At 50.5% G+C, this 16,377-nt stretch carries 12 protein-coding genes and 2 pseudogenes; 11 read left to right on the forward strand and 3 right to left on the reverse strand.

Going from position 1 to position 16,377, the window contains the following annotated elements:
- Positions 1-1,119 (forward strand): cell division protein FtsP (gene ftsP, locus ACOTX2_RS11615; RefSeq protein WP_421625920.1); only part of this gene is annotated, 1,119 nt, incomplete at its 5' end.
- Between the two features lie 151 nt (positions 1,120-1,270).
- Positions 1,271-2,446 (forward strand): annotated as a pseudogene (locus ACOTX2_RS11620) (YgiQ family radical SAM protein); the annotation flags it as partial.
- A 135-nt stretch (positions 2,447-2,581) separates the two neighbouring features.
- Here ACOTX2_RS11620 and ACOTX2_RS11625 read toward each other — a convergent pair.
- Positions 2,582-3,217 (reverse strand): hypothetical protein, encoded by a 636-nt coding sequence (locus tag ACOTX2_RS11625; protein WP_023279901.1) that lies wholly within the window; start codon positions 3,215-3,217, stop codon positions 2,582-2,584.
- A gap of 613 nt (positions 3,218-3,830) precedes the next feature.
- Between ACOTX2_RS11625 and ACOTX2_RS11630 the strand changes: the two genes are divergently transcribed.
- The 5 genes and pseudogenes from ACOTX2_RS11630 to ACOTX2_RS11650 form a co-directional block, all read left to right on the forward strand.
- A complete protein-coding gene (locus ACOTX2_RS11630; RefSeq protein WP_007897923.1) occupies positions 3,831-5,078 on the forward strand; it encodes a tyrosine-type recombinase/integrase in 1,248 nt (415 codons plus the stop codon).
- Positions 5,065-6,831, forward strand: coding sequence for a hypothetical protein (locus ACOTX2_RS11635; protein WP_007897920.1), 1,767 nt, complete (start codon positions 5,065-5,067; stop codon positions 6,829-6,831). Before ACOTX2_RS11630 ends, ACOTX2_RS11635 begins: the two co-directional genes overlap by 14 nt.
- Complete coding sequence (locus tag ACOTX2_RS11640) at positions 6,819-8,936, forward strand: hypothetical protein (RefSeq protein WP_017384059.1); 2,118 nt, start codon at positions 6,819-6,821, stop codon at positions 8,934-8,936. Before ACOTX2_RS11635 ends, ACOTX2_RS11640 begins: the two co-directional genes overlap by 13 nt.
- A gap of 3 nt (positions 8,937-8,939) precedes the next feature.
- A complete protein-coding gene (locus ACOTX2_RS11645) occupies positions 8,940-9,368 on the forward strand; it encodes a hypothetical protein (protein ID WP_017384060.1) in 429 nt (142 codons plus the stop codon).
- Between the two features lie 90 nt (positions 9,369-9,458).
- Positions 9,459-10,147, forward strand: a pseudogene (locus ACOTX2_RS11650) (IS3 family transposase); the annotation flags it as partial.
- Positions 10,148-10,693: 546 nt separating this feature from the next.
- Here ACOTX2_RS11650 and ACOTX2_RS11655 read toward each other — a convergent pair.
- Together ACOTX2_RS11655 and ACOTX2_RS11660 are read right to left on the reverse strand one after the other, a co-directional pair.
- Positions 10,694-11,002, reverse strand: a complete 309-nt coding sequence (locus tag ACOTX2_RS11655) for an ArsR/SmtB family transcription factor (protein ID WP_032415288.1) — start codon at positions 11,000-11,002, stop codon at positions 10,694-10,696.
- Between the two features lie 95 nt (positions 11,003-11,097).
- Positions 11,098-12,222 (reverse strand): alkene reductase, encoded by a 1,125-nt coding sequence (locus ACOTX2_RS11660; protein ID WP_023279877.1) that lies wholly within the window; start codon positions 12,220-12,222, stop codon positions 11,098-11,100.
- A gap of 260 nt (positions 12,223-12,482) precedes the next feature.
- On the opposite strand from ACOTX2_RS11660, the gene ACOTX2_RS11665 reads away from it, so the two are divergent.
- The 4 genes from ACOTX2_RS11665 (at position 12,483) to ACOTX2_RS11680 (ending at position 16,243) form a co-directional block, all read left to right on the forward strand.
- Entirely contained in the window at positions 12,483-13,415 is a 933-nt protein-coding gene (locus ACOTX2_RS11665) for a LysR family transcriptional regulator (protein ID WP_158002126.1), read from the forward strand.
- 82 nt (positions 13,416-13,497) lie between these two features.
- Positions 13,498-14,373, forward strand: a complete 876-nt coding sequence (locus tag ACOTX2_RS11670; protein WP_017384065.1) for an MBL fold metallo-hydrolase — start codon at positions 13,498-13,500, stop codon at positions 14,371-14,373.
- A gap of 106 nt (positions 14,374-14,479) precedes the next feature.
- Positions 14,480-15,331: a DMT family transporter gene (locus ACOTX2_RS11675; RefSeq protein WP_023279882.1), complete on the forward strand. Its 852-nt coding sequence runs from the start codon at positions 14,480-14,482 to the stop codon at positions 15,329-15,331.
- A gap of 75 nt (positions 15,332-15,406) precedes the next feature.
- Positions 15,407-16,243 carry a helix-turn-helix transcriptional regulator gene (locus ACOTX2_RS11680; RefSeq protein ID WP_023279881.1) on the forward strand — a complete coding sequence of 279 codons (837 nt, stop codon included), beginning with the start codon at positions 15,407-15,409 and terminating at the stop codon, positions 16,241-16,243.
- Positions 16,244-16,377: the final 134 nt, after the last annotated feature.

The following is a 16,377-nucleotide window of genomic DNA, read 5'->3' on the forward strand; positions in this document are numbered from 1 at the left end:
GTCGCAATGACCGTAAGTGGGTTGCAGGTGCCGGGGCCGCTGATGGGCGGCGCGGCGCGCATGATGTCGCCGAATGCCGACTGGGCGCCCGTCCTCCCGATTCGTCAGAGCGCGGCGACATTGTGGTATCACGCCAACACCCCGAACCGCACCGCCCAGCAGGTCTATAACGGCCTGGCCGGGATGTGGCTGATTGAAGATGAGGTCAGTAAAACGCTGCCGATCCCGAATCACTACGGTGTTGATGATTTCCCGATCATTATTCAGGACAAGCGTCTGGATAACTTCGGTACGCCGGAGTACAGCGAGCCGGGCAGCGGTGGCTTTGTGGGCGATACGCTGCTGGTTAACGGCGCGCAAAGCCCGTATGTCGAAGTCTCTCGTGGCTGGGTGCGCCTGCGTCTGTTGAATGCCTCTAACTCGCGCCGCTACCTGCTGCAAATGAGCGACGGCCGCGCCCTGCATGTGATTTCAGGCGATCAGGGGTTATTACCCGCGCCGGTGTTGGTCAAACAGCTGGCGCTGGCGCCGGGCGAACGTCGTGAAATCCTCGTGGATATGACCAACGGGGATGAAGTGTCCGTGACCTGCGGCGAAGCGGCAAGCATTGTTGACCGCATTCGCGGCTTCTTTGAACCGTCGAGCGTTCTGGTCTCCACGCTGGTGCTGACGCTGCGCCCGACCGGCCTGTTGCCGCTGGTGACCGACAGTCTGCCGATGCGCCTGCTGCCGCAGGAAATTGTGACCGGCCCTGCAGTACGCAGTCGCGATATCAGCCTTGGCGACGATCCGGGCATCAACGGCGCGCTGTGGGACGTAAACCGTATTGATATCACCGCCCAGCAGGGAACCTGGGAGCGCTGGACCGTCCGCTCGGAGATGCCGCAGTCGTTCCATATTGAAGGGGTGTCATTCCTGATCCGCAACGTCAACGGGGCGATGCCGTTCCCGGAAGACAGGGGCTGGAAAGACACCGTCTGGGTGGATGGGCAGGTAGAACTGCTCGTCTACTATGGACAGCCGTCATGGCCGCACTTCCCGTTCCTGTTCCACAGCCAGACGCTGGAGATGATGGACAGGGGGTCGGTAGGGCAGATGCTGGTGAATCCGGCACCGTAAAACGAGTCGGGTGGCGGCTTCGCCTTACCCGACCTACAGGCCCGTAGGCCCGGTAAGCGTAGCGTCACCGGGCAATAAATACCCCTTCATTTCCCCCGATAAACCAGCGTATAATCCCGCTCCTTTTGTCTATTTTTTCTTCGGAAGCATTATGAGCGCAATTTCCCTGATCCAGCCGGATCGCGACCTCTTCTCCTGGCCCCAGTACTGGGCAGCCTGCTTTGGACCGGCGCCGTTCCTGCCGATGTCCCGGGAAGAGATGGATCAACTGGGCTGGGACAGCTGCGATATCATTCTGGTGACGGGTGATGCGTATGTCGATCACCCGAGCTTTGGCATGGCGATCTGCGGCCGTATGCTGGAAGCTCAGGGTTTCCGCGTGGGGATTATTTCTCAGCCTGACTGGAACAGCAAAGACGACTTTATGCGTCTGGGTAAACCTAACCTGTTCTTTGGCGTGACCGCGGGCAACATGGACTCGATGATCAACCGCTATACCGCGGACCGTAAGCTGCGTCATGACGACGCTTATACGGCAGATAACGTGGCGGGTAAACGTCCCGATCGCGCGACCCTCGTCTACACCCAGCGATGCAAAGAAGCATGGAAAGACGTGCCGGTGATCCTGGGCGGCATCGAGGCGAGCCTGCGCCGCACCGCGCACTACGACTACTGGTCTGACACCGTGCGCCGTTCGGTGCTGGTGGATTCGAAAGCCGACATGCTGATCTTCGGCAACGGCGAGCGTCCGCTGGTGGAAGTGGCGCATCGCCTGGCGCAGGGTGAAGCGGTCAGCGAGATCCGCGACGTGCGCAACACCGCGATCATGGTGAAAGAGGCGCTGCCGGGCTGGAGCGGGGTGGATTCCCGCATTATCGATATGCCGGGCAAAATCGACCCTATCCCGCACCCGTACGGTGACGATCTGCCGTGCGCGGATAACAAACCAGTTGAGCCGAAGAAAGCGGAAGCAAAGGCCGTGGTGGTGCAGCCGCCGCGTCCGAAGCCGTGGGAAAAGACCTATGTGCTGCTGCCGTCATATGAGAAGGTCAAAGCTGACAAGGTGCTCTACGCACACGCCTCCCGTATTCTGCACCATGAAACCAACCCGGGCTGTGCCCGCGCGTTGATGCAAAAGCACGGCGAGCGTTATATCTGGGTTAACCCGCCGGCGATCCCGCTCTCTACCGAAGAGATGGACAGCGTTTTTGCCCTGCCGTACAAGCGTGTGCCGCATCCGTCATATGGCAACAGCCGTATTCCAGCGTACGAGATGATCCGCTTCTCGGTCAACATCATGCGCGGCTGCTTCGGCGGGTGCTCCTTTACTCTTGTTTTTATGTATTTAGAGTTAAACTCTACTTTTCTATTTTTAGAATTCAAGCTATTCATCGTAATTGAGAGATATCCTTTTAATGTTCAGCAAGCCTGTTAAAAGCACTTTATCTGAACCGCGTTTTGCCTAAATCCTGCTCAATATATACTCTCCCTGAGTTCTGAAATCCTCAAATTCCCCAATCTTAAAGCATTGATACATAGATGATGTCAGATAATGCGCAATCATCTCACCGCCAATATGGATCCGTTCCGGGTGTGAGTATGTCGCCTGTATAGCCCTTTGTTCATTCATCATTACAGGAATTGTCTGCAACAAATCCCCATCCAGGATTTGGCACTCAGGTTTTACTCCTGTTCCGTATTGTAATTGCTCTGATTCGAAATCATGGACTGAGCGATAGGCGAACGAAACGATATTTCCTGTTTCCTCGCAAATTGCGAACTGATAAACACTGGTTGTCACCGTTGAAGAAGAGGGAATTGCATGGTCATGCTTGTATTGTTTCCACAGCCTCCTTAGACAGGCCGATGTATGATAATTGAGATTTTGTATACCTGATACGACCATTCTGGTTGATGCTTCAAGCAACCAGGTGTTAGAAAATCCACCTGCCCCCGTACCTGCTATGATGGTTCTTAGCTGGGGGATGTAACCTGCTTTGGAAACAAAAGATAACGGCTCCCCATTATCGGTGACGGCAAGGGTATCTGTTACAATCAGTGCTTGTGCTTCGTCTGTATAAAATATCAGTGATGACATATTTTCCTCATCCAGAAAAGACATTACATGAATCACAGAACAGGTCACTACAACCACGTGAAAGGGAGTCAGACCATTTTCCAGAGGTAAATATATTCTTGTGTTTGGACGCGTTGCGGTTCTCTGTAAAAAATATATAGCACAAACAAAAGTCCCCGCAGGGATAAATATAGTTATATGCGCTTTTTCTGCTGGCTTTTACAATTGAAAGTGACAGGTAAACGAAATGTGTTACAGGTTTCTTTTGCTTTTCGTTGGGTTCTGTATATGCGAATTTACCCTGTGTGTTATTTTTGCAATGGACTCAGGCTGTATTCAATCAATTAAGGTTTACTTCTGGCATTAAGATGTATCCGTTGCCTGTTTTTTAAGGGCACGGTTTGTGCCGGGAAATGAAAATCACATCTTAAGTTCTTCACTCAAAGGATTTGTGATGTTTATCACGTATGGTCCGGGTAACGTGTTGAGGTCAATGTATTGCATCGTGATGGTGTCGTTACATCTTTTACTTTCCTCCTGATTTGCATATTCACTCCCGGCAACCTGGTTGTTTGTTTTTTCTTCTTCCGGATTTATAGTGTAGGCATGAGGTGGCGTTTCAGGGCGACAGACTGTGAGGATAATCACTAACATTCATGCGCGTTATGGGCGTGTCAGCAAACTGGATGCAACAGAGCCGAAACTGAAATTTGAACCCGGATTTCTGTATGCTGAAATACCTTATATTAGCGGCATCCAGAATCGAAAACTGAGCCGATATGTACACTTTTATCTTATGGATAAAGCTATCCTGCAGGCCAGGGATTTAAAGCCTTTAGCCCGGGCATTTTTACGCTGGATAAGGTGGCTGGAGGATAACGGACTTGACCCTTTCACCCCGGGAACGTTGAAATACCAAAGCCCTACATATGGCTTCAGGGAGTATCTTCTGGGGGCCGTAAGGCAGGGGCGCATCGCCTCATCCACCGCGGCGGTGTACATCAGCGTTATCCGACGGTTTTACGTATTTCTGGGCAAGTGTGGTGAGCTGGCTGCCAGCTCATTTTTTACGTTGGTCGAAAAAGTCGTTGACGGGCGACGCAAGGTGATAAGTTCGGATCTTGCCATCAGGATAACCAGCACAACAAAAAGGACAATCAACCCACTGAATGATGCAGAGGTTCATATCCTGGATGAGGCACTGAAATCTGAGTCCGGGTTGTTCAGTTTAATGATTGTGCTGATGAAAAATTGTGGGTTACGGCTGGATGAAATGCTGACCCTGCCGTCGTCACTCTTTACTGAAGAGTACCTTGCCAGTGTCCCTGTATCTGAGTTGACCATCAGGGGGCTTCATATTGGTCCGAGATGCGGAGTTCATACGAAGTTTGGGATGACGCGAGAACTCTTCATCACCAGACGATTGTACGAGCAGGTTCTGGATTATCTGGCGGATGAGGAGTATGAAAAGAAGATCCAAAAATGGCGTGCACGACAGGGTGGGGAAGGGCGGCACGAGCCTTTATTTTTAATGGCAAACGGGAAACGGATGTCTGAAAAAGCCTTTTACTCCCGCTGGTACAGTTTTCGCCATCGCCTGGCCCGGTCTGCTCCGGGAAATGTGTTCAGACATAAACCCCATGATTTGCGGGCAACGTTTGCGACCCATTTTTTACGCTCGGCACTGAGTTGCTATCCCGATCAGGCCGCAAATGCGCTGGGTACAGTAAAATACTGGATGGGCCATAAAAGCGAAAATACGACGATGAAATACATCGTCTTTCTTCAGCAAAACCAGATTTCTGATGCAGTCGCCGGGGTCATGGACGCATTGATTGACGGTGCTGCAGGTCGCGATGGAGCCATATATGAGCCGGAGTGAAACGCAGATAACGTGGATGGCCGAAAATGTGCTGTCATGGGAGACGGTCAGCGGACACATCACTCAGCGGGATCTGAACCGATATTATTTACTTGACGTTTATCTTCAGGCTCATTTTTCAGATTATGTGTTGCTCCCCGGATGGTTTAGTGAACATTCGCATCTTGCCCGCCCTGAAAAACGCGATTTTATTGCCTCTCTGAAACGATTTCTTCTGTCTTACCGTCCCGCCGGAAGGTTAACCATTTTCCGTTATCTCAATATGTTTTTTATATGGCAGTCAGTCAATCAGTATGACTATGGCACGGCTGAAGGCGTTGAAATGTATATTAAACATCTCATGAACGATATTCGTCGGCGAAAAATTTCAGTCAGGATGGCAAGACACTACTTGTCCGTGGTCAACCGGTTTTTGCTTACGGGCGGGCAGATTCAGAGGCGGTATGAATATGAATTCTTACCGAAAGGAACGTATCAGCAGCAGGGAAGGGATAGCTATACCAGGAATGAACTTTCCGAGATCCTGAGGCAGTTGTCATCCATGAATGAGTTCCTTGCGGGATGTATCCGGGAGCATATCGCTAAATCGGAAAAAGGGGTGCGGCATTTCTCACCGTCTTTGCTGGCACCTGTTTATGAAGCGTATTTCCGGTATCCGGGAGAGAACGGGGTCAGCAGGGCAGAGATCATCATCAGGGACGTTCTGGAAAATTACTTTCTTACTTCTTTTTTTCTGTTCTGTTACCACACATGGGGAAACACCTCTCAGGTTCTGGGTCTGACGCGGGATGATATACATCTGGATGAAAAGGGTATCAGCACTGATTATGTTTATAAGGGGAGAGCGAATAAGTATATACGTCTGACGATAGGTAAATCGGAGTATGTGACCAAACGTGCGGGCTATTACTGGTTTCTGTCTTTTATCAGGCTCAGGGACGACATCGTTAACTATCTGGTTTCCGCAGATAACTTCCCTCCGGTACAGGCGCTGTTTCTGAGTGAGCCGCAGGTGAAATTCCGTAAGCTTTATTCTCTTAATCCCAGTCATCTGACTAAATTTTCTAACTCTGAGGGGGCGTGGGCCACGATGCGGCAGCTTAATCCCTCGCTTCCATCAATTACCGTTTCTGGCTTGCGCAAAACGTCTGAGCAGTATACGGACAGAACATTAAAGAATGGTCTGATTACGGCGGAAAAAGCACAGCATAACTGGGGCACTTACAGGCGGAATTATGCTGCAGGTAACCCACAGGGGGCGAAGGAAAACTTCAGTGCTGCACTTGATACGCTTATGAATCAGGGGATTGCGACACGTGCGTTATCCGAGCGGGTAAAAGTTGCTGATGAGCTGGGGATCGATCTGCGTGGAAGCGATGAGGGTGTGGATCTTTTATTGAATGGCCTGGGATGTCGATCGCAGGAGCCGCCTACAGATATTGAATTGCGCTTTATAAAAAAGCAAAAACGATTTGGCCGGACACCAAAGGCTTGTGCGGATTTTTCTCATTGTGTCGAATGTTCAAAAAGTTGCGTTGTGGAAACGCTGGAGTCTGTATGGCTCCTGCTGTCATTCAGGCATGCTATCGAGTATGGAAAACCGTTGTACATCGGTTCGGTCAATGCTGTGGAGCGTTATGAAACGTTACTCCTGAAGATTGATTTACGGCTTGGGCTGGTAGATGAGGCGACCCTGAAAAAAGCGCGCGTTAAACTTCAGCGAGAAGGTGTGGCTCCGGTATGGCAGATTTGAAGAAAAAAGAGGTAAGCCGTAGTCGAATGGCGGAGTTTCCTGCCGGAACGCCGCTTCGTTCAGGGGATGAGTTTCCGACTGAGGATATCATCTGTGAGGCACTAGAAAACAAAAGCTTTGAACGTCTGAATAACTGCCTGGTTATCGCCAGCTCAGATGAACATGATATGCGTTTTATCAATGAGGAGACGCTGAATATTTATTTCAGGGATGATGTCTGGACCAATCGCTATGTCAGAACCCATATTGGTGAAACGTTAAGAACCGTTAATTTTTCAGGCATACGGGATCCTGAACTGCGTCTTGAAGCCAAAATCATCTCAGCCAGCCTGCTCTGGATTGTCGGCAGGACCGCGAAGACGCAGTCCCTGATCCGGAAATGTGCAAACATTGTGGCGGGAGCCCGTATTATTGAGTCTATGGGGTATCGCAGTCTGTTTCAGCTTCGTTTTCCGCTTGTCCGGAATGCTTTCATTGTAAAGATGAAGGAGGAGGATGAGCACGGCAGGAAGCGTTCTGAAAGAACATTACGTAATTACTTTATGGACCTGGCGGATATCTCGCTGACAGGTCATACCCGTCTTCGAAAATACGGTTACTTTCCTGATATTAGCTTCGACAGTTACAACAGTGTGGATGATTCAAACCAGACATATTGTATGCCTTTCAGTCTTATGATGTCTGTCTGGGAAGGGCTGATTACTGAACTGGATGCTGAAATCAGTGATTTCGATTTTGACGGGTTTTCCCGGCTGTGCGCTATCATAAACGGTTTTTATGATTCGCCTTACTATACGTCGATGCTGGAAGCCCGTAAAAGAGGGACAGCAAAAAGCATACCGGATTACCGGGCCGCGTATTACTACAATATTGTTGCCGGGGAAATTCGGGCGCTTTTCGCGACACTTGGCCCCGGGATGCAGGGCTGGTTCTCGGTACATAAAAATAAGCGCTGGAGATCTGATTTTATTGGCGTTGATCACATAAAGCTGAACACCTGGCATTTTGAGCTGACGTTAAAAGTCATGAATGTGATACAGGCCATGTCGGGGATGAGACACAGCGAAGTGCTTGGCGTGATGCACGGTTCACTGATTTATGATGGTGATATCCTGGGACTTCGTTCGGTGTTGCATAAGTTCGCCCCGGAAGGTGGAAGTCACGAAGACTGGGTTGTTTGTCGCTATGTGGAAAAGCCTTTTCAGCATTTACGCAGAATTAATCAAATCATGACAGGCCTGGACGGGAAGACGCTGGACAATGTTCCATTGTCTTTAAATATCAGGTCGTGGTTCTCGGAGCAAAAACTCTCTTTTATGGGGACGCAGCGCCAGACTGAGTGGGCAAAGAAATTTGTGAAAAGACACCATCTGTTCATCCGACGTGACCATATTGATGAGTTCAGGCTTTTAAATCCAAACATACGTGATGATGAACGCGTTGCGATGGAGATTCGGGAGGGGGCTTTCTGGCCATTGCGAACCCATCAGTTTCGCCGTTCACTTGCTGTACACCTCAGGCGTCTTGATCTGATTTCTACTAATGATCTTATCCGGCAGTTTAAGCACTTAATCAGAGGCATGACGGAGTGGTATATGTCCGGTGCACTCAACGCTTCGCATTTTAGCCGGGCGATCCCTCAGGCATTCGCTGCCGAGATTGAGAGGGTTGATACCGAACTCTCAGCTTCCAGGGCTGTTTCTTATCAGCATGAAGGCCTGCTTTATGGCGAAGGCGGGAAGTTACTGATGTCCCAGAGAGGTGGGCACTTACATCAGATGACGTTTCCTACACTGAAAAAAGCGATGAGCATGGCTAAACGAGGCGGGCAAAAACTGGTATCTCTTGGAAACGGTTTTTATTGCATGAATGGCCATGACTGCGAGTTTAAGGCGGTTGTTCAGTCAGCGTCCTGCAATCCGGGATGTGAGAACATGCTGGCCGGAGCTGATTCTGTTCCCGTGTGGAAACGCAGGATGGCTCATTATGACAACCTTCTGGAGATTGCCGTGCGAAATAATGCTCCTCAGGCTGACAGGGATTTTCTGATGCTTGAGAGAGATTTTTATGCAGATGCTGTCCGTTTTTTTGAAAAGGATGAATAGAGCATGACGAACGAACAGTCGGGGGTTAAAAAAACACAGGCAAGAGCAGAGCAGGCCCTGAGGGAACTGATGTTATCAGGGGAGCGTATCAGCCAGTATGCTGTGGAAAAACGAGCGGGGCTGGCAAACGGCACCCTGAATTATAACTGTCCTGAGTACAGGCAGGTCAGGGAGGCTATCCGCAGTCTGAAAAAAACGTGCCAGGGCACCGCGCCGGTTGATGAGCAGGGCATTGAGCAGCAGATCAAGCTGAAAGAAAAGTATCGCCGTCAGAGAAATGAGCTGAGGGAAGAAATCAAAAAGATGATGGCTGAAAATGTAGAGCTGTTACATAACCTTATACTTTTACAGCAGTATGTCAGGGAGCTTGAACGCAACACCGGGAGGGAGAAAGGGGACGTCATTCCGTTCTCGGGTGGTGTCAGGGACTGAGGCTATACTGAACGGAAGGACGCGAGGTGAATCGCCACAGGTTTAACAGACACCTCAGAGTCATTTAAGATGACTTAAAGAGAGGTGCCCATGAGCGGTAAGCGTTATCCTGAAGAGTTTAAAATTGAAGCAGTCAAACAGGTTGTTGATCGCGGTTATTCTGTTGCCAGCGTTGCAACGCGTCTCGATATCACCACCCACAGCCTTTACGCCTGGATAAAGAACTACGGTCCGGATTCTTCCACTAATAAAGAACAGTCAGATGCTCAGGCCGAGATCCGCCGTCTTCAGAAAGAGCTGAAGCGGGTTACCGACGAACGGGACATATTAAAAAAAGCCGCGGCGTACTTCGCAAAGCTGTCCGACTGAGGTACGCCTTTATTCGTGACAACACCTATTGCTGGCCTGTTCGCCTGCTCTGTCGGGTGCTGGATGAACATCCCAGTGGTTTTTACGCCTGGCTTCAGCAGCCGCATTCACAACGCCATCAGGCAGACCTGAGACTGACAGGACAGATTAAACAGTTCTGGCTGGAATCGGGATGCGTCTATGGTTATCGCAAAATCCATCTGGATCTGCGGGACAGCGGGCAACAGTGCGGAGTGAACAGAGTCTGGCGACTGATGAAACGTGTCGGGATAAAGGCTCAGGTCGGATACCGGAGCCCGAGGGCATGTAAAGGCGAGGCCAGTATCGTGTCGCCCAACAAGCTCCAGCGACAGTTCAATCCGGATGCTCCGGATGAGCGTTGGGTAATCACAGCGTGGTTTCCTCAAACCCTCGCTGTGAATTAACTGAAATACTTCATTGAAGCTGTAACCAAACAGTTAACTGAAAGAATGAGCCCGCAGAGCATTGCACAGCGATGACACCATTTGTTGAGCTTCACCGTTTTCGCATACAACCGTCCGGAATTTGGAAAAGCACTGTCTTTTTGTACTGACCGATCATGATTAAGTGACACCTCTTCGAAAAAGAGAGCGCGATGAGCGATTAATATATGGCTCGAAAGACAATTATGTTGGGCTTTTATGACCGCTGTCAGAGGTATTATCTTACCCGGACGGCAACAGGGTCGGAATGTCATCAGCGGCACTGTAACAAGCTATCCGCCATCTTAAATATCTGCAGGTCCTTGCACCGAGTATGCACACCAACCGACAGAGTGATTTGACCCAAACTGGTGGATATTTTGCAAAACTATTAGCCTCTTATGACCGGTCTGCAGCCTGATATTGAGGAATTAGTGCGCTTTCATGGAATGCCTGCCGGGATCGCAAGTACGAACCCCCGGTACTGTTACACTGAATGTGCTCAGTCCTGTATCAGATTGTATTTTTCAGCAACTCAAGAACAACCCTTATTTTATCATTGTCACGTTTGTAGTACGTCCAGGGACCGATGCGCTGAGAAGTAACAAGTTGTGCCCGTTGAAGAGCTGAGAGGTAAAGAGAAACGGTAGACTGTGAGAGCCCGACCTTTTCCTGAATGATACTGACACACACACCGAACTCGTCCGCATCAGCATAAGGCTGATGGAAGTGTATTTTCGGTTCCTTGAGCATATGCAGAATTTTTCTTCTAACAGGGTTTCCCAGCGCCTTAATCACGTCATTCAAATCAATATCAGGCATAAACTCTGTCACTTGTCGCATTGAGGAATTGCAATGTTACGATACTTCTCTACGTTAAGCATCAGCTTTTGAAAAGCTGATGCTCATAAGAATGGTTAGCCAAAGGCGGGATAATCTGTGTAGCCTTTTGCCGTTCCACCATACATGGTTGTTGGATCGACCGGATTCAGTGGCCATTCATGATAAAGGCGCTGCGGTAAATCCGGATTAGCTATGAACGGGCGGCCAAATCCGATAATGTCTCCCCAGCCAGCACCGATAATCCGTTCGGCTTTTTCTTGCGTATATCGCCCGGCATACATAATTACACCGCTGAATAACTTACGGACTTCAGCTCTGAATGCTTCAGGCAATTCGGGAGCATCATCCCAGTCGGCTTCAGCAAGAGAAATATAGGCTATTCCGATTTCTTCAAGAATTTTAACGGCTTCGGTATAGGTTTCATGGGGATCATCTTCCACCAGGCCAAGATAGACCCTTACTTCATCCGTGGTCTGAAAGAGCGGAGCAAAACGGACTCCCACACGGTCTTTACCGACCACATCAGCGACAGCCTGCGTCACTTCGCGCAGAAACCGCAGCCGGTTATGTAATGAGCCACCATATTCATCCTCTCTTTTGTTGCTATGGGATGACATGAACTGGTTAACCAGGTATCCATTTGCACAGTGAATTTCCACACCGTCAAAACCGGCATCAAGGGCGTTCTGAGCTGCCCCGGCGTACATCCTGACAATCTCACTAATTTCCTCTTTTTCCAGTGCGCGGGGGCAGGAAGCGGTAGCCAGCGCACCCTCTCCCGGCCCGGTTTCGATGAATACCTTAACGTTTTCCCCTGCCGGTATCGCCGACGGAGCGACAGGCGAGGCGTTACATGGCTGCAGGGAGTTATGGGATACTCTTCCGACATGCCAGAGCTGGGCAAAAATGATGCCTTCTTTTTCATGCACTGCCCGCGTCACTTTCTTCCAGCCTTCCACTTGCCGTGAGCTGTAGATCCCCGGGGTCCACGCATAACCCTGCCCACGAGGTTCGATTTGTGTTCCTTCGGTCACCATAAACCCGGCACTGCTGCGCTGTGCGTAATATTCAGCCATCAGTTCGTTCGGAATATCACCCGGTTGTGAGCTCCGTGAGCGGGTTAAAGGCGGAAGTACAACACGATTCTTCAGGGTGTAGGGACCTAGTCTGGTGGGAGAGAACAGGTTTTTCGTCTTCATTACATATCCTGATATAGCGAATTTTCAATATCACTGAAACGCCATGTCTCAGCATTTACGACCTGGCATGTCGTCGTTCGGCCGATGTAGCCGCAGAACCACGACACTTTATTCCACATATTGAGATTTACCAATATCTAGATTTATAAAAATTATGATCGGATGAGCGGAACGGGGGGGTTGCCTGATGGCTCACAGAATCGGCATCATGAACCTAAATGGTTCTGATAATGTTATCGGAGATCCTGAACGGGAACGGTATGCGTCACGATTTTAATGACTATGTTGCATTCATGGCAGTAGCACAGGAGTGCAGTTTTTCACGGGCTGCTGTCCGCCTCGGGATCTCGGCATCCACGCTTTCACACACGATACGTCGTCTCGAGGAGCGCGTTGGCATGCCGTTACTTATGCGTACAACCAGGCGGGTGGCTGTCACCGAAGCCGGTAAACAATTATTACTGACGCTTGAACCCGGTCTTGCGCGCATTGAAGCGGGCGTGACAGCTCTTCAGAGACTGCGCCATACACCGGCTGGGCTGGTCAGACTTACGGTATCAGATCACATGATTCATGAATGTCTCTGGCCACGATTGTCACCGTTACTAAAAAAATATTCGGATATCAAGGTGGAAATGTCGCAGCAGAACGGTTTTGTCGACATTGTTGAGGGCAATTTTGATGCCGGAGTCCGAATTGGTGATGACATATTAAAGGATATGGTGGCCGTCCGAATCGCACCGGACATACGGTTTGTCGTCATTGGATCGTCCACCTATCTTGCAGAAAGAGGTCTGCCGCTACATCCCTCTCAGCTGGAAAAACATGACTGCATCAATATACGTCTGTCACCCACAGGCCCGCTGTATGGCTGGGAATTTGTCAGGCAGGGGGAGATTGTGAAAAAAGTGGACGGGCAGCTTACTTTTTCAAGCATTTATCCAATGCTTCAGGCAGTAAAAGATGGCTACGGCCTGGCCTACCTGCCGGAGTCTTCTGCCCTGGCGGGGATTGAGGCGGGACACTATTGTCGGGTGCTTGAGGACTGGTCAGAGGCTTTTCCCGCCGACATGATAATTCCAATAATGTCCATTACAGGCTCCGGTAAAGATAATACCGACACCTTACATGAGAAAGGCAAAAGCAATATAACCTGCTGTGCTCCGGATTTTAAGAATGAGCGGTTTACGTAGCAGGATGAGCAGTTCGAACCAGAAATTTCGTTACTATTGCTAAAGTAAAACCTGATGACCTCTAATCGTAACGGAGACCAATATGACTTCACAACTGAACTGGCAGGCCCCGGCTATCAATCGCAAAAAAGTAGGTGACATGACTGTGACCATGCTGAGTGATGGCTATCTGGACGTATCTTTTGAGCTGCTGTCTGGTATTGACGGCTCACGTGCCGAGGATTTACTGCAGAAGCGCGGTGTGCCAGCAGTACCCCGTATTAATATCAACGTCTACGTTATCCAGACGCCTGAGCGAACCATCCTGATTGACAGTGGTGCCGGAGGTATCAATGGCTGGGGCGGTCGGCTTCAGGTAGCCCTGGCCGCGGCAGGCATTGACCCGCTTCAGATTGATACCCTTCTCCTGACTCACGCGCATCCTGACCATATCGGCGGGCTTGCAGGCCCCCTGCAGACTCCCGTTTTCCGCAATGTTCAGCAGTTGTTTGTGCATGAGAAAGAACTCGCTTTCTGGCGTGATGAAACCATTTCCGCTGGCGCGCCTGACGCATTCAAGCCGTTCTTTGAAGTAGCAAGGAACGCCTTCAGCGCTTATGACGACAAACTGGTGCCATTCCGCGAGGAAGCGATTTTACCAGGTATTCAGACTGTACCGCTGTTCGGCCATACACCAGGACATACCGGTTATCTGCTGGGTGATGAAAAAGAGTCGCTGCTCATCTGGGGTGATATTGTTCACTTCCCGCACATTCAGGTTGCTCAGCCTGACGTTACTATCGCGTTCGACAGCGATCCTGCGGCGGCGGCGGCCATCCGTAGCAAAGTGCTTGACCGCGCAGCGAGCGATAACCTGGCTGTCAGTGGTATGCACTTCAACCTGCCTACTACCGGTAAGGTTATCCGTGAAGGTAACAGCTTCGCACTGAATTACGACCTGTGGTCACCCGCAGTCTGATCACCTTCCTTCCCGGTGCACACAATAGTGACCGGGAAGATCCCCTTTCATATCGCCCGACAAGAACCCACCTGCAATACTATGAATATCACTGCCTCACAAAAAAATGGCTCATTACTCTTGCGCCCTGGCTTTTTGTATTCCTCTGGAGTCAGGGTTTGTCGCAGCCAAATTTACCGTGCAGTACAGCGCGCCGTTTCATCTTTTATTCCTGCGTGGCGCATTTTCCTGTCTGGTCCTTCTGCTGCTTACACTGGGGTTCAGGGCCCGTTTTCCGTCCGGCAGAGGAATGGTTCGCAACCTGATTGTCGGACTTTTCCTGCAGAGCTTCTTTCTGGGCGGATGCTTTTATGCCATCCATCGTGGCATGCCGTCAGGCATTGTGGCGCTCATCACCGGCCTGCAGCCGGTACTGACTGCAATACTGGTTTCACTCATGCACCGTCAGTCCCTGCATCCCCGGAAATGGCTGGGTATTGCGATTGGCTTTGCGGGCGTTTTCCTGGTGCTCTCGCCAGGCCAGCATAGTTTTGCACTGGATCCTGTGGCTTTTGGGTCGGTCATGCTGGGGTTATTTGGCGTAACGATCGGAGCGCTTTATCAGCGCCGTGCTCAGGGAGATGGACATATCTTTGCGAACACGTTTTTACAGTACGTCACTTTGACAATATCGATGGGTGCAATTAGCCTGATGTTCGAATCTGCTCCGACGCAGTGGAGCTTATCATTTGCGCTGGGTCTGGGCTGGCTGGTTATTGGCGTATCGGTTCTGGCGATTATGTTGCTGATTTTTATGATACGAAGCGGTGAAGCAACCAAAGTCGCTACTTACTTTTACCTGGTTCCCATTCTCACGGCAGCTGAAGCGTGGTTGCTGTTTGGAGAGGCCATTACATTGCCCATGCTTGTGGGTATGGCAATAACTATAATCGGCCTGATTTTTGTCATCCGGGAATAGACAACCGCACGCGTCGCTGTATGCTTTTGTATATGGCGACGTATAATAGCGGTCAAAGTCAAATTCCGGATGAATATGCAAACAGTCAGCTTTTCCGATTCTCCCGTTGATGATCTCCTCGCTGAGCTTCTTACCCTGGCACGCTCCCGTTTTCCACTTCCCTGCGATTGCCTTCGCGCAGAACAGACGCATCAGGTAAAGAAGTTCGAGGTGGAAGGTGCGACCCTTTCCTTCCCGCTGGAAGGAGAATTCCGGTATCGTGAAAATGAGAAATGGCACCGGGTGATCCCGGGCGAGATTATGGTCGTCCCGAATGCCCGTAGCATCGATATAGAATATGCCCCTTCAGAACAAAGTGGTGAGTTTGTTGCCCTGAGCGTGGTGCTCGCGGAGGAACAGCTTGAAGCAGCCAGGCTGTTACTTGCCGCACCACCACCACAGGACACCGGCAGCATCGCAGCCATTTCCGTATCAGCTCTTCTTTCACCCCTTAACCGCTGGACAGCCGCAATGCGGGAAGGGAAGCGTCCGCTTTCCCTGCACGCCATGGTTGAAGTGGTGCTCTGGCTTTATGGCATGGGATACCATGCTTTGCTGCGAGCCCGGCAGCCAAGTCTGGCCATGAAAATCCGTCAGATGGTAGCGGACAAACCGGCTCATCCCTGGAGTGCTGCTGAAATTGAAGATCTGACGGGACTCAGTGGCCCCACGCTTCGGCGCCACCTGGCCAGTGAGTCAACCAGCTTACGCTCAGTTATCGCCGATGCACGTATCGCGGAGGCTCTCCGCCTGCTGATGACATCGACGCTGCCGGTAAAAACGGTCGCGGGGCGGGTGGGTTACAATTCACTATCGAGCTTCAGCAAGCAGTTTTCTGAACGCTATGGAATCGAACCTTCAGGGTTCCGCTGACTTCAGTTCGTTCAAGGTACACATTGCGTCCCTCGCACTTCAGTAACTTGCGTGGATCTTTCGAATATAACGGAAGATATTGGCCGGCATTGCGTGTAACCGGTTCAGGAGTTCTCATCGTGACGGGAGAGCTA

Source organism: Enterobacter cloacae complex sp. IR5412, assembly GCF_049237385.1.
Classification (GTDB): domain Bacteria; phylum Pseudomonadota; class Gammaproteobacteria; order Enterobacterales; family Enterobacteriaceae; genus Enterobacter; species Enterobacter intestinihominis.